The 23,976-nt window shown below is 56.2% G+C and carries 25 protein-coding genes; 9 read left to right on the plus strand and 16 right to left on the minus strand.

Annotation, left to right across the window (positions count from 1 at the left end; all coding sequences use genetic code 11):
- Nucleotides 1–121 precede the first annotated feature (121 nt).
- Nucleotides 122–511 (minus strand): DUF4168 domain-containing protein, encoded by a 390-nt coding sequence (locus tag ACT3UM_RS21900; protein ID WP_498902169.1) that lies wholly within the window; start codon nt 509–511, stop codon nt 122–124.
- Between the two features lie 145 nt (nt 512–656).
- Here ACT3UM_RS21900 and ACT3UM_RS21905 point away from each other — a divergent pair, with 145 nt between their 5' ends.
- Both ACT3UM_RS21905 and ACT3UM_RS21910 read left to right on the plus strand, forming a co-directional pair.
- Nucleotides 657–1,589 (plus strand): DMT family transporter, encoded by a 933-nt coding sequence (locus ACT3UM_RS21905; RefSeq protein WP_498902170.1) that lies wholly within the window; start codon nt 657–659, stop codon nt 1,587–1,589.
- 30 nt (nt 1,590–1,619) lie between these two features.
- Nucleotides 1,620–2,387 carry an EAL domain-containing protein gene (locus ACT3UM_RS21910; RefSeq protein WP_498902171.1) on the plus strand — a complete coding sequence of 256 codons (768 nt, stop codon included), beginning with the start codon at nt 1,620–1,622 and terminating at the stop codon, nt 2,385–2,387.
- A 15-nt stretch (nt 2,388–2,402) separates the two neighbouring features.
- Here ACT3UM_RS21910 and mtgA read toward each other — a convergent pair whose 3' ends face one another.
- From mtgA to ACT3UM_RS21930, 4 genes are all read right to left on the minus strand, one after another.
- Complete coding sequence (gene mtgA, locus ACT3UM_RS21915) at nt 2,403–3,119, minus strand: monofunctional biosynthetic peptidoglycan transglycosylase (RefSeq protein ID WP_498902172.1); 717 nt, start codon at nt 3,117–3,119, stop codon at nt 2,403–2,405.
- 10 nt (nt 3,120–3,129) lie between these two features.
- A complete protein-coding gene (gene fghA / locus ACT3UM_RS21920; protein WP_498902173.1) occupies nt 3,130–3,984 on the minus strand; it encodes an S-formylglutathione hydrolase in 855 nt (284 codons plus the stop codon).
- Between the two features lie 85 nt (nt 3,985–4,069).
- Nucleotides 4,070–5,179, minus strand: coding sequence for an S-(hydroxymethyl)glutathione dehydrogenase/class III alcohol dehydrogenase (locus ACT3UM_RS21925; protein ID WP_498902174.1), 1,110 nt, complete (start codon nt 5,177–5,179; stop codon nt 4,070–4,072).
- Between the two features lie 45 nt (nt 5,180–5,224).
- Complete coding sequence (locus ACT3UM_RS21930) at nt 5,225–6,208, minus strand: MBL fold metallo-hydrolase (protein ID WP_498902175.1); 984 nt, start codon at nt 6,206–6,208, stop codon at nt 5,225–5,227.
- Between the two features lie 130 nt (nt 6,209–6,338).
- On the opposite strand from ACT3UM_RS21930, the gene ACT3UM_RS21935 reads away from it, so the two are divergent.
- On the plus strand, nt 6,339–7,235 hold the full coding sequence (locus ACT3UM_RS21935) for a LysR family transcriptional regulator (RefSeq protein ID WP_498902176.1): 897 nt from the start codon (nt 6,339–6,341) through the stop codon (nt 7,233–7,235).
- Here ACT3UM_RS21935 and ACT3UM_RS21940 read toward each other — a convergent pair.
- Nucleotides 7,232–8,599 carry an L-serine ammonia-lyase gene (locus ACT3UM_RS21940; protein WP_498902177.1) on the minus strand — a complete coding sequence of 456 codons (1,368 nt, stop codon included), beginning with the start codon at nt 8,597–8,599 and terminating at the stop codon, nt 7,232–7,234. The genes ACT3UM_RS21935 and ACT3UM_RS21940 overlap by 4 nt on opposite strands.
- A 188-nt stretch (nt 8,600–8,787) precedes the next feature.
- On the opposite strand from ACT3UM_RS21940, the gene ACT3UM_RS21945 reads away from it, so the two are divergent.
- A complete protein-coding gene (locus ACT3UM_RS21945) occupies nt 8,788–9,435 on the plus strand; it encodes a hypothetical protein (protein ID WP_498902178.1) in 648 nt (215 codons plus the stop codon).
- Nucleotides 9,436–9,549: 114 nt separating this feature from the next.
- Here the strand turns inward: ACT3UM_RS21945 and rpoD are convergent, their stop codons facing one another.
- The 3 genes from rpoD to rpsU form a co-directional block, all read right to left on the minus strand.
- Nucleotides 9,550–11,400 carry an RNA polymerase sigma factor RpoD gene (gene rpoD, locus ACT3UM_RS21950; RefSeq protein ID WP_498902179.1) on the minus strand — a complete coding sequence of 617 codons (1,851 nt, stop codon included), beginning with the start codon at nt 11,398–11,400 and terminating at the stop codon, nt 9,550–9,552.
- 226 nt (nt 11,401–11,626) lie between these two features.
- On the minus strand, nt 11,627–13,492 hold the full coding sequence (dnaG, locus tag ACT3UM_RS21955; protein WP_498902180.1) for a DNA primase: 1,866 nt from the start codon (nt 13,490–13,492) through the stop codon (nt 11,627–11,629).
- Between the two features lie 261 nt (nt 13,493–13,753).
- Entirely contained in the window at nt 13,754–13,969 is a 216-nt protein-coding gene (rpsU, locus tag ACT3UM_RS21960) for a 30S ribosomal protein S21 (protein ID WP_008956349.1), read from the minus strand.
- 236 nt (nt 13,970–14,205) lie between these two features.
- Here rpsU and tsaD point away from each other — a divergent pair, with 236 nt between their 5' ends.
- Nucleotides 14,206–15,255 (plus strand): tRNA (adenosine(37)-N6)-threonylcarbamoyltransferase complex transferase subunit TsaD, encoded by a 1,050-nt coding sequence (gene tsaD / locus ACT3UM_RS21965; protein WP_498902181.1) that lies wholly within the window; start codon nt 14,206–14,208, stop codon nt 15,253–15,255.
- On the opposite strand, the gene plsY is transcribed toward tsaD, so the two are convergent.
- Nucleotides 15,252–15,824, minus strand: a complete 573-nt coding sequence (gene plsY, locus ACT3UM_RS21970) for a glycerol-3-phosphate 1-O-acyltransferase PlsY (protein WP_498902182.1) — start codon at nt 15,822–15,824, stop codon at nt 15,252–15,254. The two genes, tsaD and plsY, sit on opposite strands and share 4 nt — an antisense overlap.
- Before the next feature lie 103 nt (nt 15,825–15,927).
- Between plsY and folB the strand changes: the two genes are divergently transcribed.
- Nucleotides 15,928–16,308 (plus strand): dihydroneopterin aldolase, encoded by a 381-nt coding sequence (folB, locus tag ACT3UM_RS21975; RefSeq protein ID WP_498902183.1) that lies wholly within the window; start codon nt 15,928–15,930, stop codon nt 16,306–16,308.
- On the plus strand, nt 16,305–16,853 hold the full coding sequence (gene folK / locus ACT3UM_RS21980; RefSeq protein WP_498902184.1) for a 2-amino-4-hydroxy-6-hydroxymethyldihydropteridine diphosphokinase: 549 nt from the start codon (nt 16,305–16,307) through the stop codon (nt 16,851–16,853). The genes folB and folK overlap by 4 nt, the downstream gene beginning before the upstream one ends.
- Here the strand turns inward: folK and ACT3UM_RS21985 are convergent, their stop codons facing one another.
- Together ACT3UM_RS21985 and ACT3UM_RS21990 are read right to left on the minus strand one after the other, a co-directional pair.
- Nucleotides 16,854–17,993: a tRNA nucleotidyltransferase/poly(A) polymerase-related protein gene (locus tag ACT3UM_RS21985; protein WP_498902185.1), complete on the minus strand. Its 1,140-nt coding sequence runs from the start codon at nt 17,991–17,993 to the stop codon at nt 16,854–16,856.
- Between the two features lie 7 nt (nt 17,994–18,000).
- Nucleotides 18,001–18,813, minus strand: a complete 813-nt coding sequence (locus ACT3UM_RS21990; RefSeq protein WP_498902186.1) for a symmetrical bis(5'-nucleosyl)-tetraphosphatase — start codon at nt 18,811–18,813, stop codon at nt 18,001–18,003.
- A gap of 201 nt (nt 18,814–19,014) precedes the next feature.
- On the opposite strand from ACT3UM_RS21990, the gene ACT3UM_RS21995 reads away from it, so the two are divergent.
- Nucleotides 19,015–19,194 (plus strand): hypothetical protein, encoded by a 180-nt coding sequence (locus tag ACT3UM_RS21995; protein WP_498902187.1) that lies wholly within the window; start codon nt 19,015–19,017, stop codon nt 19,192–19,194.
- Entirely contained in the window at nt 19,194–20,642 is a 1,449-nt protein-coding gene (locus ACT3UM_RS22000; RefSeq protein ID WP_498902188.1) for a GMC oxidoreductase, read from the plus strand. The genes ACT3UM_RS21995 and ACT3UM_RS22000 overlap by 1 nt, the downstream gene beginning before the upstream one ends.
- On the opposite strand, the gene apaG is transcribed toward ACT3UM_RS22000, so the two are convergent.
- Genes apaG through ACT3UM_RS22020 form a run of 4 tightly spaced genes read right to left on the minus strand, consistent with a single transcriptional unit; the run spans nt 20,639 to nt 23,962 of the window.
- Entirely contained in the window at nt 20,639–21,016 is a 378-nt protein-coding gene (apaG, locus tag ACT3UM_RS22005; RefSeq protein ID WP_498902189.1) for a Co2+/Mg2+ efflux facilitator ApaG/CorD, read from the minus strand. The two genes, ACT3UM_RS22000 and apaG, sit on opposite strands and share 4 nt — an antisense overlap.
- Nucleotides 21,013–21,840, minus strand: coding sequence for a 16S rRNA (adenine(1518)-N(6)/adenine(1519)-N(6))-dimethyltransferase RsmA (gene rsmA / locus ACT3UM_RS22010; RefSeq protein ID WP_498902190.1), 828 nt, complete (start codon nt 21,838–21,840; stop codon nt 21,013–21,015). The genes apaG and rsmA overlap by 4 nt, the downstream gene beginning before the upstream one ends.
- Before the next feature lie 26 nt (nt 21,841–21,866).
- Complete coding sequence (gene pdxA / locus ACT3UM_RS22015) at nt 21,867–22,937, minus strand: 4-hydroxythreonine-4-phosphate dehydrogenase PdxA (RefSeq protein ID WP_498902191.1); 1,071 nt, start codon at nt 22,935–22,937, stop codon at nt 21,867–21,869.
- A complete protein-coding gene (locus ACT3UM_RS22020; protein WP_498902192.1) occupies nt 22,937–23,962 on the minus strand; it encodes a peptidylprolyl isomerase in 1,026 nt (341 codons plus the stop codon). Before ACT3UM_RS22020 ends, pdxA begins: the two co-directional genes overlap by 1 nt.
- Nucleotides 23,963–23,976: the final 14 nt, after the last annotated feature.

The raw sequence follows: 23,976 nt of genomic DNA on the forward strand, positions 1-23,976 counted from the left end.
AAAACCCGGTGCAGTATGCACCGGGTTTTGATGGCCGAAGCCAAGCTGATAATAATGTGACTAGTTAATTTAATAAGCTAGCTACATAAAAAGCGCTATCAGCCGATATCAACAGCAAGGCTTACGATTGGCTAGCCATTTCCTGAACGCGCTGCATCATTTCTGGATCTTGCTGAATAGATTGACCAATAGCATTGAAGGTATCAACATCTAGGCCGCTGTCTTCGACCACTTCGATCATGCGGTCATTGGCTTCGGTGCGCACTTCCTGCTGTGCTGCTTCATCTTCTGCTTCCTGCAGACGCTGGGTATATTCCTGGGAAATAACCGCAATCTCTTGAGAAGCATCGGCAAACTGCTGGAGCTGGTCGTCAGAAAAATCCTGGGCGGGTGCTTGCTGGGTCGCCATTGGATCTTGTGCAGCACCTTGCTCTTCCTGGGCGTGGGCAGTAGCCGTCATCAAGCCAGTCGCGAGTAGGGCAGCAGAGAACAGAGCAGTTAAACGTTGCATAGTAAGGAACCTCAATATTGCGTTATGTATGTGCCCACTGTGACGCGCCCGTTTCAAGCAGGTTCAATTTATTATGTAAAAACTAGTAACAAAAAGAACTTTATGTATCAAAAATATAGCTAAAACACTCTACTACGGAAATAACATGCCAAGCTTTTTCAACAAGTTACGTGCCAATGATCTGCCCTCGGTAGGTTTGACCGCCATGCCAGTGCTTTTTGTGCTGCTTTGGAGTACCGGCTTTATCGGTGCCAAGTTCGGCCTGCCTTACGCAGAACCCTTTACGTTTTTGTTTATTCGCTTTGTTCTCACGCTACTGCTGCTGATACCACTGGTCGTAGTGATGCGTATCCCTTGGCCTTCATCACCTAGGTTATGGACACACATCGCCGTATCAGGTTTTCTAGTCCACGGCGCTTACTTAGGTGGCGTTTTCTACGGCATTTACCTGGGTATGCCCGCCGGTTTAGCGGCATTACTGGTGGGTCTCCAGCCTCTGCTGACCGCCGCCTTCGCCGGGCCTTTATTAGGCGAGCAGCTCTCTTGGCGCCAATGGCTGGGACTAGGGCTTGGCCTTATAGGCATCAGTTTAGTGCTGGGCAGTAAGCTTGAGATTGGTGAATCGCTGTTTGATGGCTTCGGGGTTAGCGCTCTACTGTGTGTCACCGCTGCGTTGATCGGCATCTCCTTAGGTACGCTGTATCAGAAAAGATACTGCACCAGCATGCCACTGCTTTCCGGAGCGGTTATTCAGTACTTGGCGGCAGCGGCTCTGCTGGGGGGCGGGGCACTGCTATTTGAGACCCGGCAGGTGGAGTGGAGCAGCACCTTTGTACTAACACTCGCCTGGCTCGTGTTGATTCTCTCGATTGCCGCTATTCTGTTACTTATGGCCTTGATTAAAAAGGGGGAAGCTTCGCGGGTAGCGAGTCTTTTTTATCTTGTGCCGCCCGTCACCGCGCTTCAAGCGTGGTGGCTATTTGACGAACGTCTCCCCCTGCTGGGGCTTGTGGGAATGTTCGTTGCCATCACCGGAGTGGTGATGGTTATTCGCAAACCCGCCAATAAGGCGAGATAACGATAATTTTATTCAAGGGCTTGGATAAACATGTCAGCACAACACCACTGTGCCAGGGTGAAAGGGCACTGTAACCGGTGCGATTCGCCGGTGCCTTTTGCATTTACAATGGCGTTTCAACCGATTGTTGACGTTAGTCAGCGGAAAATTATCTATTACGAGGCCTTAGTTCGCGGCCCCAATGGAGAATCCGCATTTTCAATTCTTGAGCAGGTCACTGATGATTTACTCTACCGCTTTGATCAGGCCTGCCGCATTAAAGCGATAGAGCTTGCCAGCGAACTGGGAATGCAGGAACGGCTCTCGATTAATTTTCTACCCAATGCAGTCTACGAACCGGAAGCCTGTATTCAAGCGACGCTTGAAACGGCAAACCGTGTAGGCTGGCCCACCGAGCGCCTCAATTTCGAAATTACCGAAACCGAGCGCGTCAATGACCGCCTGCATATGCGCACTATTATTGAGAGTTATCGTGAAATGGGCTTTACCACCTCACTGGATGACTTTGGTAACGGCTATGCCAACCTTGATCTACTCACTGACCTGCGCCCAGATACGCTAAAAATTGATCGCGACCTGGTGATGGAGTGCGATAGCAATAAGCGCCGTCAAGCCATACTGCGTAGCCTGGTAGCGCTGGCAAAAACATTGGGAACACAGTTGATTGCCGAAGGCGTTGAAACCCGCGATGAGTCGCGCTGCCTGCTGGCACTGGGTATTCCTAGGCAGCAGGGCTATTACTTCTCTTACCCAAACTTGGAAGCACTGGCGGAGATTGATGACGCCAAATATGACTAACGGGGCTAAAAACAGCTATAGATGCTGCAAGTAATCCGCCCCACCTAAGTTACGCATCTGCTGGCGAATCCACTGGCTTCGTCGCTCAACCTGGGCATCGGGCCGGGAGGCACTGCGCGTTAGCGGGCTGGGTAAAATAGCCGCAAGAAGGCTTGCCTGGCGCTCAGTCAGCGAGCTTGAAGAGGCGCCAAAGTAGTGCTGAGCTGCGGCCTCTAAGCCAAACACGCCACGATCCCACTCGGCGACGTTAAGATAGACTTCCAAAATGCGCTGCTTGCTCCAGAGCACCTCGATCAGCAGCGTAAACCACGCCTCCAGCCCCTTCCGCGTCCAGCTGCGGCCTGTCCACAGAAAAACGTTTTTAGCCGTTTGCTGAGTCAAGGTGCTGGCACCCCGCAGCCGCCCACCATCTTGGCTGGCCTGCCACGCGCGGCGCAATTCGACAAGATCAAACCCGCTGTGATGCGGAAAGCGCTGATCCTCTGAGGCAATCACTGCCAGTTTGGCATTTACAGAGAGCGAATCCCAACCTCGCCACTCGCGCTGTATACGAATCGGCTCACTGTTGATCCAGCTCTGTATTTTACGCTCGACCATCACCATCGACCCCGGTGGTGGAACGACGCGAAACAGTAGTACCAGCGCGACTGACAGCAGCACAAACGCTAACACGCCGCGCCAAACAATCCGCCAAAGCAGACGCATAAAGCGGCGCAGCGAGCGATTGAGCATCCCGTTATCCTTAACGCTTCATGAGGTGATCTGCATGATAGCGCAGATGATCCTCAATGAACGAGGCAATGAAGAAGTAACTGTGATCGTAGCCCGGCTGACGCCGCAGTGTTAATGGATGATCGTGCTCTTCACAAACGGCTTCTAAACGCTCTGGCTGGAGCTGCTCTTCAAGAAACTGATCCGCTTCACCCTGGTCAATAAACAGTCGCTGACGTGATGCCCCATTGGCAACCAGTTCACAGGCGTCATATTGGCGCCAACGTGACTGATCTTCACCCAGATAAGCCGTAAAGGCTTGCTGGCCCCAGGGGCAATTGATCGGATTAACCACCGGTGAAAAGGCTGATACCGAGCGAAAACGCCCTGGATGACGCAGTGCCAAGATCAGTGCACCGTGCCCACCCATCGAGTGTCCGCTAATAGATTCGCGACCATTGACTGGAAAGTGCTGACGCACCACGGAAGGCAGCTCCTCAATCACGTAATCGTACATGCGATAGTGGGACTTCCAAGGTGACTCAGTGGCGTTGACGTAAAACCCGGCCCCAGACCCTAAATCGTAGCTTTCGTGCTCGCCGGGCAGATCGGTTCCTCGTGGGCTGGTATCGGGGCACACGATCGCCACACCCAGCTCAGCGGCAATACGATGCGCACCGGCTTTCTGCATGAAATTTTCATCATTACAGGTCAGCCCAGAGAGCCACCAAAGCAGTGGCACACGCTCGTTTTCCGCCTGGGGCGGCAAGTAAACGGCGAAGACCATGTCGCAGTCCAGCGCACGGGAGTAGTGGCGGTAGCGCTTATGCCAGCCACCGAAGCTACGGTTAGCAGACACCAGTTCTAAAGTTTCACTCATGCTCATGGGCAGGTTCCTTTAAATGCAGCAAACGCGGCAGGTCTCCCCACCGCGTTTTAAACATGCTAGCTATCAATCTCGGTAATGATACTCAGTAATGCAGCACGGTACGAATGCTCTTACCCGCATGCAGTAAATCAAACGCTTCATTGATCTTCTCAAACGGCATATCGTGGGTAATAAAATCGTCGATATTGATCTCACCGTTCATATAACGATCAACGTAGCCCGGCAGTTCGCTGCGCCCTTTTACGCCACCAAATGCGGAGCCTTTCCAGACCCGCCCAGTAACCAGCTGGAACGGCCGTGTGGAGATCTCTTCACCGGCCCCGGCGACACCGATCACGATCGACTCACCCCAGCCTTTGTGGCAACACTCCAGCGCCGAGCGCATCACATTGACGTTGCCAATACACTCAAAGGAGTAGTCGACACCGCCATCGGTCAGGTCGACGATCACCTGCTGGATCGGGTCTGAGTACTCTTTCGGGTTCACAAAATCGGTGGCACCAAACTGCTTGGCCAACGCGAATTTATCTTCGTTGACATCGATAGCAATGATACGCCCTGCTTTAGCCATCACCGCGCCTTGGATAACGGCTAAACCGATCGCGCCCAGACCAAACACCGCCACCGTAGCACCCGGCTCTACTTTGGCGGTATTGAGCACCGCGCCAATGCCGGTGGTTACGCCACAGCCCAGCAGGCAAATTTTATCCATGGGGGCTTCTTTGGACACCACCGCCAGGGAGACTTCGGGCAGCACCGTGTATTCACTGAACGTGGAGGTGCCCATGTAGTGATGCAGCATCTTGCCGTCTAGTGAAAAACGCGAGGTACCGTCAGGCATAACCCCTTTGCCTTGGGTAGCGCGCACGCTGCCGCACAGGTTGGTTTTACCCGACAAACAGAATTTACACTTACCGCACTCAGCGGTGTAGAGCGGAATGACATGGTCGCCCGGCTTAAGACTGGTAACGCCCTCGCCTACTTCCTGAACAACGCCTGCCCCTTCGTGACCCAAGACGGCAGGAAAATTACCTTCCGGATCAGCACCAGAAAGCGTGTAAGCATCGGTATGGCAAACACTTGTCGCGGCCATTTTTACCAGCACTTCCCCGGCTTTCGGGCCTTCGACATCAATCTCAACCAGTTCAAGCGGCTTGCCCGCTTCCAATGCAACAGCTGCGCGTGACTTCATTTTGACTCCTAGATATTCATTACTTCAAACATAGTAACCGAGGCGTTACTCGTCAGTTGCCACCGGGCCAAACTCAATCGGCAGCCAGCGATAGCCTTCGTCATCTTCTACGATATGACCAATACCAGGAAATGGCATATGGGCACCGGCTATCCAATGCTTATCTTCAACCGCACTTTCGAGGACTTCTTCTCGCGTGCGAATGGCCTGTTCAGGGTCAGAGTCAAACTCAATGGCCACAGTGGGGTCGGCAAATTGAACGCCGTAGCTGTGCACCACGTCACCCCATACCAGCATAGCGTCATCATCGCTATTGAGCATAAAGCTTGAGTGACCAACAGTATGACCGTGAGTGTCTTGTGCGACGATACCCATCAGCACTTCATCACCGGCAATGAAAGGGGTGAAGCGATCCGCTTCCTGATAAGGCGCTACCGCCTCTTGGGCCATGGTAAAGAAGGGCTGATTAGCTTCAGGAGCCTCGGCTGCACGCTCCTCATCCAGCCAAAAATCGGCATCGGCTTGGCTGGCACGCAGCTCAGCGTTGGGGTAGACCGCTTCACCATCGTCATTGGCTAGCCCACACACGTGATCAGGGTGCAAATGGGTCATCAGTACAGTGTCAACATCCTCGGGCGAGTAGCCCGATGCGCGCAGATTGCTCTCCACTTGCCCCAATGATGGGCCAAAGCAGGCAGCTGAACCGGCATCGACCAATACTAGGTTCTCACCGGTGTGAATAAGAAAAGCATTGACCGCCGTTTGCATGCCGCTTTCCGCATCAATAAATAGTGCGTCCAGATGGCGGAGAATTTCTTCTTGCTCCATGCCTTTCAGCAACGATGTATCAATGGCTGTGTGGCCATCGTATAGAGCGGTCACCTCGTAATCGCCGACCATCATACGAAACCAGCCTGGCGCCTGCTCCTGCTGTTGCGTAGGTAGCTCTGCCTGGGCGCTAGCTGCCCAACCGGCACTAATAGCAACGGCCAGCGCACCACGCGACCACAGGGATAAAGATTTAGACATAAGCTATACGCTCCATTGATACGCTAACGATGTTAGCAGTGTAGGTCAGCTAGGCGCAGTAGATAAAGCGGGATACACTCATAAGATTATTGCCACACAGCAACAATTGCTATTGACCCAGGGAGTTAGCATGCAGCACTGGAGCCGGATCGAAGCGTTTGTCGAGGTAGTGCGGTTAGGCACGTTTTCTGCTGCGGCCCGCCACCTAAAGGTATCGACCTCGCATATTAGCCGCTTGGTTAGCCAGCTCGAAAATCAGCTAGGTGTTCAATTGCTATATCGCACCACCCGTCAAATTCGTTTAACCGACGCGGGGACTACCTACGTGGAGCACTGTCGCCATCTGTTTGATGGGCTGCGGGATGCCGAGCAGGCACTTAGCGAACTCCAGGCCAAGCCTAGCGGGCTACTTAAACTGACCTCGGCCACGACCTTTGGCGAGCGCTTTATCGCCCCACTGGTGAATGACTTTCAATGTTTACATCCTCAGTTGGACGTTCACATGCACTTCACTAATCGACCGGTTGAATTGATTGAAGAGGGTTACGATATTGCCATTCGCATGGGGGTGTTAAAGGATTCCAGCCTGATCGCCAGGCGTCTATGCGACCGCCGTGAGTATATCGTCGGCTCGCAAAGCTACTTTCGCCAAGCGCCGCGACCCCATACCTTGGCCGAACTTAGTCAACACCGCTGCCTGATTGGCTCTCGACCTAACTGGCTATTTGAAGTGAACGGCCAACGCCGCGAAGTGCGCGTCGAGGGGTGCTGGACCAGCAATTCCGGCCCAGCGCTGTTAGACGCCGCACGCAAAGGGTTGGGCTTAGCGCAGTTGCCTGATTATTATGTGGCTCCCTACTTGGCCAGCGGTGAGCTGGTAGCCGTACTTGAGCCTTTTCAACACCACGATACCGCCGTTTGGGCGGTCTACCCTCGCCACCGCCATCTTTCACCCAAAATCCGCCAACTGGTCGACTACCTGGTGGCTAATATAGACACCCTGCTACCCATTAACCCTTTGGACTAGCACTCGATGGCATTGACGGCGAGCCCGCCCTTGGATGTTTCTTTGTATTTATCCTGCATATCACGGCCCGTATCGCGCATGGTGCGAATCACTTTATCCAGCGATATAAAGTGTTCCCCATCGCCGTGCAGTGCCATACGCGCTGCATTGATCGCTTTAACGGAAGCGATCGCATTACGCTCGATGCAAGGCACTTGAACAAGCCCGCCCACCGGGTCGCATGTTAAGCCCAGGTTATGCTCCAAGCCGATCTCAGCCGCGTTTTCCACCTGCCCCGGCGTGCCACCCAGCACTTCGGCTAGCCCAGCGGCTGCCATCGCGCAAGCAGAGCCCACTTCGCCCTGACAGCCTACTTCTGCGCCGGAAATAGAGGCGTTCTTCTTGCATAAAATACCGACCGCCCCAGCGGTAAGTAGAAAATCGACCACATCGGCCTCGCTCGCGTCGGGCTCAAACTTCAAGTAGTACGCCAACACAGCGGGCACAATGCCCGCCGCGCCATTGGTTGGCGCGGTGACCATGCGCCGACCTGCGGCGTTCTCTTCATTCACTGCCAGCGCAAACACATTGACCCAATCCATCACGGTAAAGCTCGACACGATCAAGCGCTGATTTTCCGGTGGATGGAGCAACTGTTGATGGAGCAGTTGCGCACGCCGACGTACATTCAAGCCACCGGGCAAATGGCCTGTCGCACGTAGGCCATTCTCAATGCTATCGCTCATGGCGTGCCAAATGGTCAGCAGCTCTTCTCGAATGACCGACTCGCTCCGCCAAGCCTTCTCGTTTTCAAGCATCAGTTGGCTAATGCGCAACTGATGCTGCTTACACAGGGCAAGCAGCTCGGCAGCGGTATTGAAAGGGTACGTCAACTGAGTGCTGTCTTCGCCTACTTCCCCAAGATCCGCCTTGGCTTGGTCGACATAGAAGCCGCCGCCAAGGGAGTAAAACGTATTGGTCGCTACCAGCGCGTCATCACAATAGGCGCTCAGCACCATGGCATTAGGGTGAAACGGCAGGCAGGTCTCATCCCACTGTACGTCGTTTGAAGCGTCAAAGGCGATCTGCTGACCATTAGCTAATAACAGCAGATCACCCTCCTCCAGTTGTTTTAACCGCGCTGCAATCGTGTCTGGGTCGATACTTTCTGGCGCTTCGCCCATCAACCCCATGATCACCGCCTGATCCGTCCCGTGCCCCACGCCAGTGGCAGCCAGCGAACCATGCAGTCGAACTACCACCTGGCTGACGCGGCTATCGCCAAGCGCAAGGGCAAAGTCGCGGGCGGCGCGCATTGGGCCCACTGTGTGGGAACTGGAAGGTCCGATGCCGATACGAAAAAGATCAAACACACTAATTGCCATGCCAATTAAGCCTCGAAACGTAGTTATTGCCTGTCTATTAGATACTTTGCAGGGGTGACGACCAAACGTCGAGCGATTTACCGCAATATGGGCGTGCCAACACACAAGTGTGACGATATAATGAACATTCACCCATGCATGTTTGTGCCTACAAATTGCGATGCTACTTACCCACAAAGGATGTTGGTATGTCTTCTCCCCCTCCCTGGCCAATAGGGTTTCAAATCATCTTAGTGCGTGCAGTGCTGTACGTGCTGTTTATCGGTGCGATTGCGCAAGGCGCTTACCTGGAAGCACTCTATCTACCTGAGGTAAGGTTTTCTGAGCTGGGCTTTACCGAGCTTACTCAAACCTTAGTGCTTGCCACCTGCTGTGCAATGCTGATTTATATTCGTCAAGTACTGAGAGTCTGGCCCACCCTCACCCTGCTACTACTGGCGTTTTTGGCCGCCTCACTGGTGCGTGAGCAAGATCACTTTTTAGATAACTATGTCGCGCATAACACCTGGAAGGTGCTTGTTGCACTGATTATTCTCCCCACGCTTTATTGGGTGGTTAAGCAGCGTCATCAATTCCTTGAAGAGTTTACCTACTACAGTAATACGCTTGCTTTTGGTTTGTTTACGGCTGGTGTTTTGACTACCTACATTTTCTCGCGCCTTTACGGGCGGCAAGAATTTTGGCAAGCCATTCTAGAAGACAGCTACTCGGGAACCTTTAAAAGCGTCGCAGAAGAAGTGGTTGAACTACTCGGTTACAGCCTAATTTTGATCGCTACACTGGAATTACTGTTACTTGCCCGACGCATTTATCGAGCCCGGCAGATAGCCACTTAAGCGCAGTAACGATCTCAACAACCGCCTCGATCACCCCAACAAAAAGCCCGCCGTTCAAAAAACGGCGGGCTTTTTACTTTCTATTTACCAATCACTATTCACTGCTTACGACATTTACTCGTCGAGGAACGAACGCAGCGGCTCAGAGCGGCTGGGGTGGCGCAGCTTACGCAGCGCTTTGGCTTCAATCTGACGGATTCGCTCGCGCGTTACGTCAAACTGCTTGCCTACTTCTTCCAGCGTATGGTCGGTATTCATATCAATACCGAAGCGCATGCGCAGCACTTTCGCTTCGCGGGCGGTCAAGCCGCCTAACACGTTACGGGTCGCTTCGATAAGACCTTCACCGGTGGCCATATCGATGGGCAGCAGCATTGTGCCATCTTCGATAAAGTCGCCCAAGTGTGAGTCATCATCGTCACCAATCGGCGTCTCCATGGAGATCGGCTCTTTGGCGATTTTGAGCACCTTGCGTACTTTATCTTCCGGCATTTCCAAACGCTCACCGAGTTCTTCCGGCGTCGGCTCACGGCCCATTTCCTGCAGCATCTGGCGCGATACGCGATTGAGCTTGTTGATCGTCTCAATCATATGTACCGGAATACGAATGGTGCGCGCCTGGTCAGCAATCGAGCGGGTTATTGCCTGCCGAATCCACCATGTGGCATAAGTCGAGAACTTATAACCCCGGCGATATTCGAACTTATCGACCGCTTTCATCAGACCAATGTTGCCTTCCTGGATCAAATCCAAGAACTGCAAACCGCGGTTGGTGTACTTCTTGGCGATCGAGATAACCAGACGCAGGTTGGCCTCAACCATCTCTTTCTTGGCGCGGCGAGCTTTTGCCTCACCAATCGAGAGCTTACGATTGACCTCTTTAAGATCGGCAACCGAGAGTTGCACCATGTCCTCTTCAAAGGCGATCTTACGCTGGGCACGGGCAATATCAGCGCGTAACGGCTCAAGACGGTCAGCGTATTTGCTCTGCGCTGCCTGGAAGTCATCCAACCAGGTTTTACGTGACTCATTGCCTGGGAACGACTTGATAAACGTTTTACGCGGCACCTTGGCTTTCTTGACGCACAGCTGCATGACCGCTTTTTCTTGGGCGCGCACCTGCTCAACGCTGATACGCACCTGACCAACTAAGCGCTCAAAGTGTTTGGGCACCAGCTTGATCGGCGAGAAGAGCACAGCTAAACGGGCCTGCTCCGCTTTGAGCTCGGCACTGCCACGGCCATGCTTGGCAAACGCCGCTTCGACTAAGGCGTTCTGCTCGCGAATTTGCTCAAAACGCGCACGCGCCTCTTCTGGATCCGGGCCACCTTCGCTGGCCGTGGCGTCTTCATCCTCATCGTCGCCGTCGCCTTCAACGTCCTCTCCAACTTCGGGCTCTGGCTCCGGTTCGGGTACTTCTGCCTCGGCAACACCGGGAATCCCCTCATCGGGATCGATGAAACCAGAAAACAGATCCGAAAGACGCCCTGGCGCTTCTTCATCCTGAGTAGCGTCGTAGGCGTCAAGAATGGACGCGACGGCACCCGGCAAATAGGCCAGAGACGACATCACTTCACGGGTGCCCTCTTCGATCCGCTTGGCGATTTCAATCTCGCCTTCACGGGTCAGAAGCTCAACCGTGCCCATTTCACGCATATACATACGTACCGGGTCAGTGGTGCGGCCTACATCGCTTTCCACGGCGGCAAGAGCCGCTACGGCCTCTTCCGCAGCGGACTCGTCCGTGGATTGATCCGACATCATCAAAGTGTCTTCATCAGGGGCTTCTTCAGCGACACTTATACCCATGTCGTTGATCATGCCAATGATGTCTTCCACTTGATCCGGGTCGGCGATATCCTCAGGTAGATGGTCGTTGACCTCGGCATAGGTCAGGTAACCCTGTTCCTTGCCTCGAGCGATCAACTCCTTCAGACGCGACTGCTGCTGCGCATTTCCAGCCATAGAAACCCTATCTCGACGAAGAAGAATGAAACACCTGGTGCGCTGAATCGATTAAACTCAACAAGCCGTACAGTATAGCGTAAATAGCAGGAAATTTTCCAGCATGACGTATTTGCGCGGTAATTCAGGTGTGTTAGTTTGTTCGGTTAGGCCAGCGCTCGGTGGCTGACCCTATATCTGGTGCTGAAACGCTAGGAATTCAACCCCCATCGCCCAAGACACCGCCTCATTGGCGCTGGGCAAGCTCCATTACCAGGCTTGCCAAACGTCGGCGCTGCTCCTTATCTAACTTTTGCCCGGCGCGCTCCTGCGCCAGCAACGCCGCGTACTCCTCTTGGGGAGAACGCTGGCGCTGAACGTACTGCAAGTGCTCCACCAAGCCCTTCAGCTCTTCTTCCCGATCTGCTTTGGGAATCAACAGCTCGCGCTTGGCGAAAACCGCTAAGGCCTGCCCCTGCTGGCTGCCCTGAAAATGCGCCAATACCACTTGTGGGCTGCGGTAGCGCCCCGCCTTGAGCAATTCGATCAGCTCGCGGCACAGCGGCGCATCGTCATCTTCCGGCAACCACTCCAAATGATCAGGCAGCGTGGCCACCAGATTGGGCTCATGCAGTAACAGCTGCACTATACGCCCAACCGGGGAGAGCGCCTGGGAACGTGAGCGCGATGAGCGGGCTGGCGCGGCCAAAACAGCGCCGGGCGCGGATGAGGCCGAATCGGGCTCCAACTGCTCTGCCTGCGCCTGCGAAGCATCAACTTGGGCGACGGATCGCCGCGACGCCAGGACACGCTTTTCGAGCAGCACTTTCAACTGCTCTTGTGCCAGCCCACTTCGCTTTGCCAATGATTCCAGCAGTAACGATTTGAGCATGCCTTCAGGCACTTTGTTCAATGCTTCAAGCACCTGACTGGCAAATCGCTCACGCCCTTCCACTGTATTCAAGTCGCGCCCTTGGGCTGCCTGCTCAAATAGAAACTCCGACAGCGGCATGGCACAAGTCACACGATCCTGAAATGCCTGGGTGCCTTCACGGCGCACCAGGGTGTCCGGGTCATCACCTTCGGGCAGAAACAGAAAGCGCGCTTCACGGCCATCAATCATTTGTGGCAGCGCGGTTTCCAGCGCCCGGCTGGCCGCCTGTCTTCCCGCACGGTCACCGTCAAAACAGAACACCACGCGACTCACCAGTCGAAATAGGCGGGTCAAATGATCTTCCGTGGTGGCGGTACCCAGCGTCGCCACGGCGTTATGAATACCGTATTGCGCCAGCGCCACCACATCCATATAGCCTTCGACCATAACCAACTGCTCAAGCTTGCTCGAGGCTTGGCGCGCCTCATACAAGCCGTATAGCTCACGACCTTTATGGAACACGGGCGTTTCCGGCGAGTTAAGGTATTTGGGCTGATCATCACCCATCACTCGACCACCGAAAGCAATCGTGCGGCCGCGCAGATCGCGAATCGGGAACATGACCCGATCACGAAAGCGGTCATAGGTACGTCCGGTATCTTCGCGGTGAATCAGCAGGCCATACTCCACCTGAACCGGTTCACCGATACCGCGCTCGCTAAGGTGCTGTTTAAGCGCCTCCCAGCCTGCCGGGGCATAGCCAATACCATAGGTCTTGATCACGTCGTCCGAGAGGCCACGACCCAACAGATAGCGTTGGGCAGACTGCCCTTCCTGCATCTTCAATCGCTCGCGATAAAAACTGGCGGCGAGTTCGAGCAGGTTAACGCCCTCTTTACGTTTCTTTTCACGCTGCTGAGCACGCGGGTCATCAGCGCCCTCACGCGGCACCTCAATCCCCAAGCGCCCGGCTAGCTGCTCTACCGCCTCAGGAAACGGCAGTTTGTCGTACTCCATCAAGAAGCGTAGTGCATTACCATTAGCTCCGCAGCCAAAGCAGTGATAAAACTGCTTATCAGCACTGACGGTAAACGATGGGGTTTTCTCTTGATGGAAGGGACATAGCCCAGAGTAGTTGCGGCCAGCCTTTTTAAGCTGCACACGCTCACCAACCACCTCGACCACATCAACGCGGCCTAACAGGTCATCAATGAAACGCTGTGGAATTTGGCCTGCCATGAACTACGGGCATCCTCGCGCAAAGCGCTAACTTTCGAGTCTGTTTTAAAAACCGCTCTTAACAACCCTGCTTAACGTCATCAGACCCATTGCCCGATCACCTTAAACAGCGACGGTCTTGAACGATCGCTTTGAAAAACGATGGCTTTAAAAACAACGGCTTTAAAAACAATAGTCAAAAACAAACGGCCACCTAGTGGCGGCCGCTTGGCATCCCTCTTGAGACGACCAGCTAACTGCTCCGGCCCCCTCGGGTACGGATCAATAGAGCCGTTCGAAACGCTTTTGCTCACGCTGCACTTTCTTAGCGTGGCGTTTTACGGCAGCTGCCGCTTTGCGCTTGCGCTCAGCAGTCGGCTTCTCATAGTGCTCGCGGCGGCGTACTTCAGAAAGAACACCGGCTTTTTCGCAAGAACGCTTGAAGCGACGCAGGGCGACGTCAAACGGCTCGTTATCACGTACTTTTACAGAAGGCATTAAGCACTCACCTACCTTAAGGAGTCTTGAGTTCGGATAGTACGTACACTGCGATATCGCGATTCATATTGCGACTAGCAACGCGGTGTACGACCCAGTTTTACAGCGCACAGTAGTTTAGTCGCCGTTGGCCATCATTGCAAATGCTTACGCTGACCTGCTGCGACAATGTTAGACTACTGCCCTTATGATTTTCACTTTTACATCTTTTGAATAGCCTTTGAGAGTCCCTCTTTATGCGTGTTCTGGGCATTGAAACATCCTGCGACGAAACGGGTGTCGCGCTTTACGACACCTCGCTAACTGGCGGCCAGGGGCTGCTTGCCGACGCGCTATATAGCCAAATCGCCATGCACGCGGAGTTTGGCGGCGTGGTGCCCGAACTCGCCTCTCGCGATCACACCCGCAAACTGCTGCCGCTGATTGAGCAGGTGCTCAGCGACGCCAAACTGACGCGCCGCGACCTGGATGGCATCACTTACACCGCTGGGCCGGGTTTGGTCGGCGCATTAATGGTGGGTGCCAGCACCGCTCACGGCATGGCCCGCGCCCTAAACATCCCGGTGCTCGGCGTACACCATATGGAAGGTCACCTGCTGGCACCGATGCTGGAAGATGAGCCCCCCGAGTTCCCCTTTGTGGCGCTGCTGGTATCCGGCGGCCATACCCAGCTCGTCGAAGTTCAGGGGCTGGGCCGCTATCAGTTGCTCGGCGAATCGGTGGACGATGCCGCAGGGGAAGCCTTTGACAAAGCCGCCAAGATGCTTGGGCTGGCCTACCCAGGCGGCCCCCAGGTCGCCAAGTTAGCAGAACAGGGCGACCCCAAGCGCTTTCGTTTCCCGCGCCCCATGACCGACCGCCCAGGGCTTGATTTCAGTTTCTCGGGCTTAAAAACCCACACCATGACGGCTATTCGCCAATTGGAAACCGCCTATCAACTCGACGATCAGGCCCGCGCCGACGTTGCCCGCGCCTTTGAAGAGGCGGTAGTCGATACGCTGGTGATCAAGTGCCGTCGAGCGTTGGATCAAACCGGCTTGAAGCGCTTAGTGGTCGCGGGAGGAGTGAGCGCCAATCATCGCCTGCGCGAACGGCTGCAAATTGAGTGTGAAAAACGGCAGGCCCGTGCCTACTACCCACGCGGGCGTTTCTGCACCGACAATGGCGCCATGATTGCCTACGTAGGCGCTCAACGCCTAGCCGCGGGCGAGTGTGATATTCCCGGCATGATGCAGGCGACGCCCCGCTGGCCGCTGGATCAGTTGACACCGCCAGCCTCACGCTAAGAACCGCGAAACGGCGGTTCCTCGCCGCTTCGCAGTCGGCGAATGTTAAGCCCATGGCGGGCCAGTACCAGCAGGCTAAAGCCACCCACCACCATGACATACTCCGGGGCTAACCAGATACAAGCTAGCGGCGCCACTAAGGCACTCAACAGCGAGGCCAGCGCCGCCGTTTTAAGTCGCCACGCCAACAGCGACCAAACAACCGCGCTTAGTAGCGCCACATAAGGCACCAACACCAGCAGCACACCAAAGGCACTGGCGACCGCCTTTCCGCCGCGAAAGCCATGCCATAGTGGAAAGCTGTGACCTAGCAATACCGCCAACCCGACCAGTCCCTGCAGCCATACCGGACAACTGGTCAACTTTGCGCCGAGTACGGCGGGCATCGCTTTTAAGGCGTCTAATAGCAGTGTCGCTGCCGCTAAGCGGGGGCCATAGAGGCGCAGCACGTTGGAAAAGCCAGGGTTAAACGAGCCATGGTGACGAGGGTCACCCACGCCAGCCAGTCGACAAACGCTCAGCGCTGCCAGCCAACTGCCGCTAAAATACCCCACCACTATCCAACCCATGGCTGTATGCTCGCTTTATAGGCCATCTCGATAACCCGGCTGACTGTCGTTAAACCCCATCCTAACGTACAATCGCCCGCTTGTTACCGTAGGGGGAAGCTGGATGGATCGTATTTTTATTGAAGCGTTAAGCGTCGACACCGTCATTGGTGTCTACGATTGGGAGCGCTCGATTCAACAGTCGCTAAGCCTAGACTTGGTGCTGGCGACCGATATTCGCTCGGCGGCAGCCACCGACGAATTACACCTCACCCTGGATTACGCCGCTATCTGCCAGCGCATTCAGCAGTTTGCCGACGCCCATCAATTCGCCCTGGTCGAGACCTTTGCCGAACGGCTCGCTGAGTGCCTGCGGACGGATTTTCCGATCACCTGGCTGCGCTTAACGGTGCGTAAACCGGGGGCAGTCCCCAACGCCGCCAGCGTCGGCCTGGAAATTACCCGCGGCTGCCTGCCGGAGGCGGCCCAGGAGACCAACGCATGAACCTGGTGACGGTCAGTTTAGGCAGCAACATCCACCCCACCCGGCATATTCGCTGCTGCCTTGATGCGCTTGCCGATACCTTCGGCCCCCTACAAATCTCTCGGGTGTTTGAAAGCGAGCCGGTCGGTTTCGCCGACAGTCGCAATTTTTACAACCTGGTAGTGGCGTTTCACAGCGCTTGGACGCCCGGCGAGCTTCAGGCGTGGGGTAAGCAGTTGGAAATTGAGCATGGCCGCCTGCCCGATATTGCTAAATTCAGCCCTCGTGCGCTGGATATCGACTTGCTCACCGTGGGCAGTCTTTGTGGCACTGTTGACGATGTTGCCCTGCCGCGCGGCGAAATCACCCATAATGCGTTTGTTTTGCAACCGCTTGCAGAGCTATTGCCTGAACAGCGCCATCCCCGCTGCGGCACCCCTTATGCCGCGCTATGGAACGCCTTCGAACTAGGCAGCCAGCGCCTATGGGCCGTCGATTTTAGTTGGCGTGGCCGCTGGATCTCCCAAGCCGACCAACAGCCCCTTCTTGCGGCGGCACGCCGGTAACTAATACGCTAGCGCAGTCGTCACCGCCTGCCCGCGCCGCTCACGCAAGGCTTCTCCCAACGCGGCCCCTTGATACCCCTCGGCTATTAACGCCTGAGGGCTAACCTCCCGGGCAGCCTGCCAGGCGCTTGCGAGTTGCCCAACCTGCTCAGGCGCCAGCACCTTGACTAGCGCTAGCTGCGCCTCGACCTGCTCGGGCTTACGCCAGCCATCCAAACGCTCCAGCCAGCGCAGCACGTTAGGGCCATCTAGTGTGGCGGCAAGCAATGCATGCGTAAGCGCGGTATGGCGAGCAAGCTGAGCAACGGCGTTGGGCAGCTTGAGTCGCGCTGCCAAAGCCTCGCGCTGCTCAGCCGTTAACGGCGACACCAACTGCGCATAGCGCCAGTGAGCCACTGCCAGCGAGCTGCTGACAGGCGCCTGAGCTAACGCTGCCAAGCCCTTTATGAGCGCCTCGCCCAGCAATTCTGGCCACCAAACGGTGAGAGCGTCGCAGCGCTCAAGGGTGGTGAAGTAGACCTCTGGACTCGGCTCGCCTAGCGCTTTCTCCGTTTCAACCCAGACCCGCTCGGCGGCCAGATGCTCAAGTTCACCGCTGTGACTCACTTGACGCATCAGCGCCAGGGTTTCAGGGGCAATGGTAAAGCCCAACGCTGCATAGCGGGCCAAAAAGCGCGCGGTACGCAGTACCCGCAGCGGGTCTTCGCTAAACGCTGCGGAAATATGCCGAAGCACGCGCTGTTCGATATCGCCTTGACCATTAAACGGGTCGGTTAATTCACCCTCGGGGCTCTGGGCAATGGCGTTAATGGTTAAATCACGCCGCAGCAGATCCTCTTCCAGGCTGACATCGGGGCTGGCGTGTACTTCAAACCCCGCATAGCCATGGCCAGACTTGCGCTCGGTGCGTGCCAGGGCGTATTCCTCGGCCGTATCCGGATGCAGAAAGACCGGAAAGTCGCGCCCCACCGGTTTAAAGCCGCGCTTGCGCATGTCGGCTGGTGTGGCGCCCACAACGACCCAGTCATTGTCGTAAACCGGCCAGCCCAGCAGCGCATCGCGCACGGCACCGCCGACCCGATAGACGTTTAGGCCCGCCAAGCGGGAATCAGCACGTTGCTGAGTATGTTTTTTTTCCATTCAGATTTTATCTTCCCTGTTGACTGGGCACGCTGGTTCGCTCGCCGCTATCCAGATTGAGTGCGGTTAAGCGACCGCCCCAAACGCAGCCCGTATCCAGCGCCTCAACGGGCACCTGCGCCCGAGGAGTATGCCCCTCTAGCGCCGCCCAGTGGCCGAAGAGCAGCCGGGTGTCATCGCTCCGTGGATATTGAAACCAGGGCAAAAAGCTCTCCGGGGCGCTATCAAGCCCCTCTTTGGCGGCAAACTCCAAACGCCCCTGGGCATCAATAAAGCGCATCCGGGTCAGTACATTGACCGTCAGGCGCAGGCGATCCATGCCGTCTAGATCGTCGCGCCAGACATCCGGCTGGTTGCCAAATAGCTGGGTTAAAAACTCACCGGATGTTTCGCTGGCAAGCGCCGTCTGCACTTCCCGCCCAAGCGCCTCAGTCTGGGGAATGCTCCACTGGGGAAGCAGCCCCGCGTGGGTCATCAGCGTACCGTTTTCAAACACGCTAAGCGGCTGGCTCTGCAGCCAATCCAGCAGCGCTTCGCGGTCAGGGGCATCAAGAATACCGCTCAGGGTATCGTTTTTTTTCAGCTTGCCGCCGCCACGGGCCACCACCAGCAAATGGAAATCATGGTTGCCCAATACGCTGCGGGCGGCGCCACCCAGCGCGCGCACTTCGCGCAGGCACGCTAACGACCCTGGCCCACGATTAATCAAATCGCCCACTAGCCATAGCGTATCCCGCGCGGGGTTGAAGCTGAGCTTTTCAAGCAGGGCTACAAATTCGGCGTGACAGCCGTGCAGATCGCCGATCGCATAGGTGCTCATGCGCAAGGCCTTCTTCATAAAATAAGTGGACTAATACTACCACTTCACCGATACCCTCTGCCTGTTGTGGGCGGTGTATATTAATGATTAGCACTGGTGAAAAGGGTTAACCTGGATCACTATAAAAAGTACGCTTTGACGTTCTTAAGCCATTCGATACTTAGCCACCTGGTAATAACTGTTAGGGAAAACGATACGCCTATGACAATGGATCATTCTCGACGCGGGCTGCTGCGGGCGGCAACGCTGGCGGGCCTGGGTGCCCTCATACTTCCCGGCACAGCGCTTCTTCCTGCCGCACGTGCCGCTGCTCCCAAGCTTGCCCCGCCATACGTTGCGGTGACGGTTAATGGCTGGCTACTGAACAGCAGTGACCGCTGATGTATATCGCCTTTGAGGATATCAGCGAACACAGCGACGCCTGGGATGTCTGCATTATCGGCGCGGGTGCGGCCGGCATTTCCATGGCTGTTACCCTGGCGGATAGGGGGCATCGCGTACTGCTCTGTGAAGGTGGCGATGCGGACTATAGCGAACGCTCCCAAGAGTGCTACCAAGGCGACGTCGTCGGCGACCCCTATATTCCTCTGTATGGCGCTCGGCTGCGACATTTGGGTGGGTCGACCAACCACTGGGGCGGTATTTGTCGCCCCTTGGATCGCTACGACTTCAATGCCAAAGCCGCCGCCAGCGAAACCGCCTGGCCAATAGGCCGCAATGCGCTAGCTCCTTACTACAGCGCGGCCGTTAACATGCTTGGTCTGGAGCCCACGCCAGCCGATCATTTGATCCCTGAGGCAGGGTTAAAGCGCATCTATTTTTCGCTGGGTCACCCCACCCGCATGAAAGAGAAGTATGCCGCAACGCTGAGCGATTCGGTCACTCTGGAGTGCTGCCTAACAGCCAACTTGGTGGCATTGGAAACCCAGGCTGGCAAGGTCACTGGTGCGACTTTTAAAAACTACCAAGGCGACGTTCGAAGTGTTCAGGCGCGCTACTTTGTACTCGCCTGCGGCGGCATCGAAAACTCGCGCCTGCTGCTGTGGTGCAACCAGCAACTAAATGGCCAGCTAATCCCCCAAGCTAACACCTTAGGGCGCTACTGGATGGAGCACCCCCACGCCACGGTGGGCAAGGCGCTGCTATTTGAGCCCGCCGCCCTGGGCTTGGACGACGAGTACAATGTTTTCCTCTCCCCTACCGCTGACGCCATCAACACACGGCAAATACTTAATTGTGGGCTGCGTTTGCACCGCATGAACGCTGAAGCCACCCAGGAGCTGATTGACGAGCTCGCTGATCAGGCGCCCACGCTGGCTGGCCGACTGCGAGTCTGGCAGGCTCAAGGCCGGGTCATCCACGGCGCAGTGCTAAGAGCCGCCTGGGAGCAGGAACCGCGCTATGAAAACCGTATTGAGCTAAGCGATGAGCTGGATAAACTGGGGGTACCCAGGAGCCGCTTGGTATGGCGGCAATCTGAGTTAGATCGCCGCACCATTCGCGAGAGCATGTTGCTGCTGGGAGAGTATCTTCGCGATCACGAGGTAGGAAGGCTGCAACTTGCCGACTGGCTAGCCGCTACGCCTGTGGAACTGCCCACCGATGGCGAACTGGCAGGGCGTCACCATATGGGTGGCACGCGCATGAGCCTAAATGCCGCGGAAGGTATCGTTAACGCCGACTGCCGCCTATTTGCCCAGGATAACTTTTACGTGGCGGGCTCCAGCGTGTTTGCCAGCGCGGGGCACGCCAACCCCACGTTGACGCTAGTGCAGTTGGCTCTGCGGCTTTGCGACCATCTAGAGAGTGAACTAACGCGGAGCGCCTAGTGGAGTTGGAGCGGTACGGCCAATCTAAATGGCGTAATCGCCACCTCAAAAACACGCTGGGTGGAGGTGTCTAACAGCGTATAGGCGCCTTCCATAACGCCCACCGGGGTCTGGAGAATCGCCCGGCTGGTGTAGCGAAAGCTTTGGCCAGGACCGATCAGTGGCTGCTGGCCGACGACGCCTTTGCCGCGCACTTCTTGGTACTCGCCTCCGCCCTGGGTGATTTTCCAGTAGCGCGCCATAAGCTGAACGCTGTGGGGGCTTTGATTGTGCACGGTCACGGTATAGCTGAACACGTAGCGTGACTCGCCATCGTTCGACTCATCGGCACGGTAGCCCGGCACAACGCTTACTTTGATCGCTAGATCACTCACGATTGGCTGCCCCGCTCACCGCTTGCTTGCCCGTCGGCGGCAACACGGTTGGCAATGGCCACGTACTCCGCTACGGTCAAGGTTTGCGGACGGCGAATGGGATCAATGCCCAAGTCTTCCAGGGTAGCGGCACTCACCCGCCCTTTAAAATTATTGCGCAGCGTTTTGCGCCGCTGGCCAAAGGCGAACTTGACCAGTTCAAACAGCAGCGCTGGATCATCCGCGGTATGGGGCAGCGTTTCATGGGGGGTTAGCCGCACGATAGCCGAGTCGACTTTGGGGCGTGGCACGAAGGCTTCCGGTGGCACAATAAACAGCTGTTCGACCTGACAATAGTATTGGGCCATCACCGAGAGGCGCCCCCAGTCAGCGCCGCCCGGCTCTGCCGCTAAGCGTTCAACTACCTCTTTTTGCAGCATAAAGTGCATATCTTCTATGGCACTTCCTGCCGCCAGCAGATGAATGATCAGCGGTGTGGAGATGTTATAGGGCAAGTTACCCACCACGCGTAGCGCAGGCCCGTCGCCCTTAAGCGCGGCAAAATCAAACTTCAGCGCATCGCCTTCATGGATAATAAAGTCAGGGTAGTTAAAAAACTGCACTCGCAGGCCCGGGATTAGGTCACGATCCAGCTCAATCACTTCTAAATGCCCTGCGGCTTCCAGCAGCGGCTCAGTCAGCGCTCCCTGGCCTGGGCCGATTTCGACCAGGCGATCGGTTGAGCGCGGACCAACGGCGCGAACGATCCGCGAAATAATGCCGAGGTCGCGTAAAAAGTTCTGACCAAAGCGTTTACGAGCGCGGTGTTGGGGCACAGTAGACATCAAACGGTGTTCCTTGGAGTGCGGATTCAATCGGGGGATTTTACAGACAGCCGCTGCGCGGCTAGACGGCGCGCAAGGGTGATAGCGACGTTTAGGCTGCCGGGATCTGCCACGCCTTTGCCAGCCAGATCCAGCGCGGTGCCATGGTCGACCGAAGTGCGTACCCATGGCAAGCCCAGGGTAATGTTAGCGGCCTGGCCAAAGCCTGCGTATTTTAACACCGCCAAGCCCTGGTCATGATACATCGCCAGCACTGCATCGACACCGGCCAGGTGCCTGGGGGTAAACAGCGTATCGGCAGGCAAGGGGCCAAGGATATCCATCCCCTCCGCACGCAGCGCATCAAGGGCGGGGATAATAACATCCAGCTCCTCGCGCCCCAGGTGGCCATCCTCTCCAGCGTGAGGGTTTAAGCCGCACACCGCAATGCGTGGCTGGGCAATCCCAAACTGGCGCTGCAAATCGGCCGCCAGCAGACGGCTGATACGGGTTACCCGCTCAAAGGTGATAGCGTCGGCAACATTGCGCAGCGGCAAGTGGGTGGTCACCAGTGCCACACGTAAATCTCCGCTGCCCTGCCAGCCTGGGGAGCTGGCATGCAGTGCCGCGTCGGTGGCCAGCATCATGACCACCTCATCGACGCCACAGGCATCGCGCAGCCACTCGGTGTGGCCGGTAAAGTCTGGATAGCCACCCTCGATAATTACGCCTTTGTGCAGCGGTGCCGTGACCATGGCCGCCGCCAAGCCCCTTTGGCAAGCATCCACAGCCAACGCCAGGGTAGCCAATACATAGTCAGCGTTGGCCGAATCAAGAACCCCTGGCACAGCAGGCGCATGGAGCGCCACCGGCCAAACCGGCAGCACGTTGGTGCCGTATGGACACTCGCCTAGCAAACACTCAATCACCGTAACGTTTAACTTAAGCGCGGCTGCGCGCTGGCGCAGCATATCCGGGTCGCCAATCGCTACGGTACCCGCGGGGAGGATCCCCTGGACCACTAGCAACAGCATTAGCTCGGGGCCAATGCCCGCCGGCTCGCCGGTGGTCACCACTACCGGCAGCTCGCTATCGGAAGATAAAGTGCCCACTACCATTAGAGTCGAATATCAACAAAGGCTTGGGAGCGAATCTCTTGTTGCCAGGTCTCTAACTCTTCGTTCGCGCGACGCTGGAAGATCGCTTGACGCACCTGCTCACGCTGGCTCTCTTGGGTAACGTTTTGACGACGACGCTCCTCTACCTCAATCACGTGGTAGCCAAACTGAGAGCGTACCGGCTGGGATACCTGGTTAACGTCCAGTTCACGCATCGCTTCTTCAAAGGCGGGAACGGTCTGCCCTGGACGAACCCAGCCCAGTTCGCCGCCGTTGAGGGCCGTGCCACTGTCATCGCTATACTCACGTGCCACCGAGGCGAAATCTTCGCCTTGCATCAATTGCTGGCGAACTTCTTCCGCTCGCGCCCGGGCTTGGTTTTCATCACGGTTCGGGGTCAGCGTAATCAGCACGTGGCGGGCGCGGGTCTCTTCGATAAAGTTCTGCTCACCGGACTGGCTTGGCTGCTGGTTTAGAAAGCGCTCAACGTCACGGTCACTGACCGATACGCGGTTACTGATTTGGCGCTGCTGCACCTGGCGCATCAGCATTTCGCGGCGAATATCTTCTCGCACGCTGGCCAGCGTCATACCGTCTGCTTCCACGGCATCGGCAAACTCATCCAGCGTCATGCCATTGGATTCGGCGATTGAGCGAACCTGTCTGTTTAGCTCGGTGTCATCGATGCTCAAATTGGCATCTTTGGCCATCTGCAGTTGAATATCTTCCATCACCATACGCTCAAGCACCTGTCGCTCCAACTGGGAGCGCGGCGGAAGATTACCACCCTGGGCTTGTGCCTGCTGCTCGACTTGCGCCATGCGATCATCTAGCTCGCTGCGCATGATCACATCGTTATTAACCACGGCAACAACGCTGTCTAGCGCCTGGCGCTGGGTGGACTGGAAGTTCTGCGCCTGTAGGGCTAGCGGGGCCAGCGCAAGGCCTGCGCCTACACACAACGCGAGCAGGCTACCAGCAGAGAGCTGTTTCATACGGCCTAGCAGGGGCTTTCTCATTTTCATAACAAACGTCTCTT

It is taken from the genome of Halomonas sp. AOP13-D3-9, from assembly GCF_052379125.1.
In the GTDB taxonomy this organism is placed as follows: domain Bacteria; phylum Pseudomonadota; class Gammaproteobacteria; order Pseudomonadales; family Halomonadaceae; genus Vreelandella.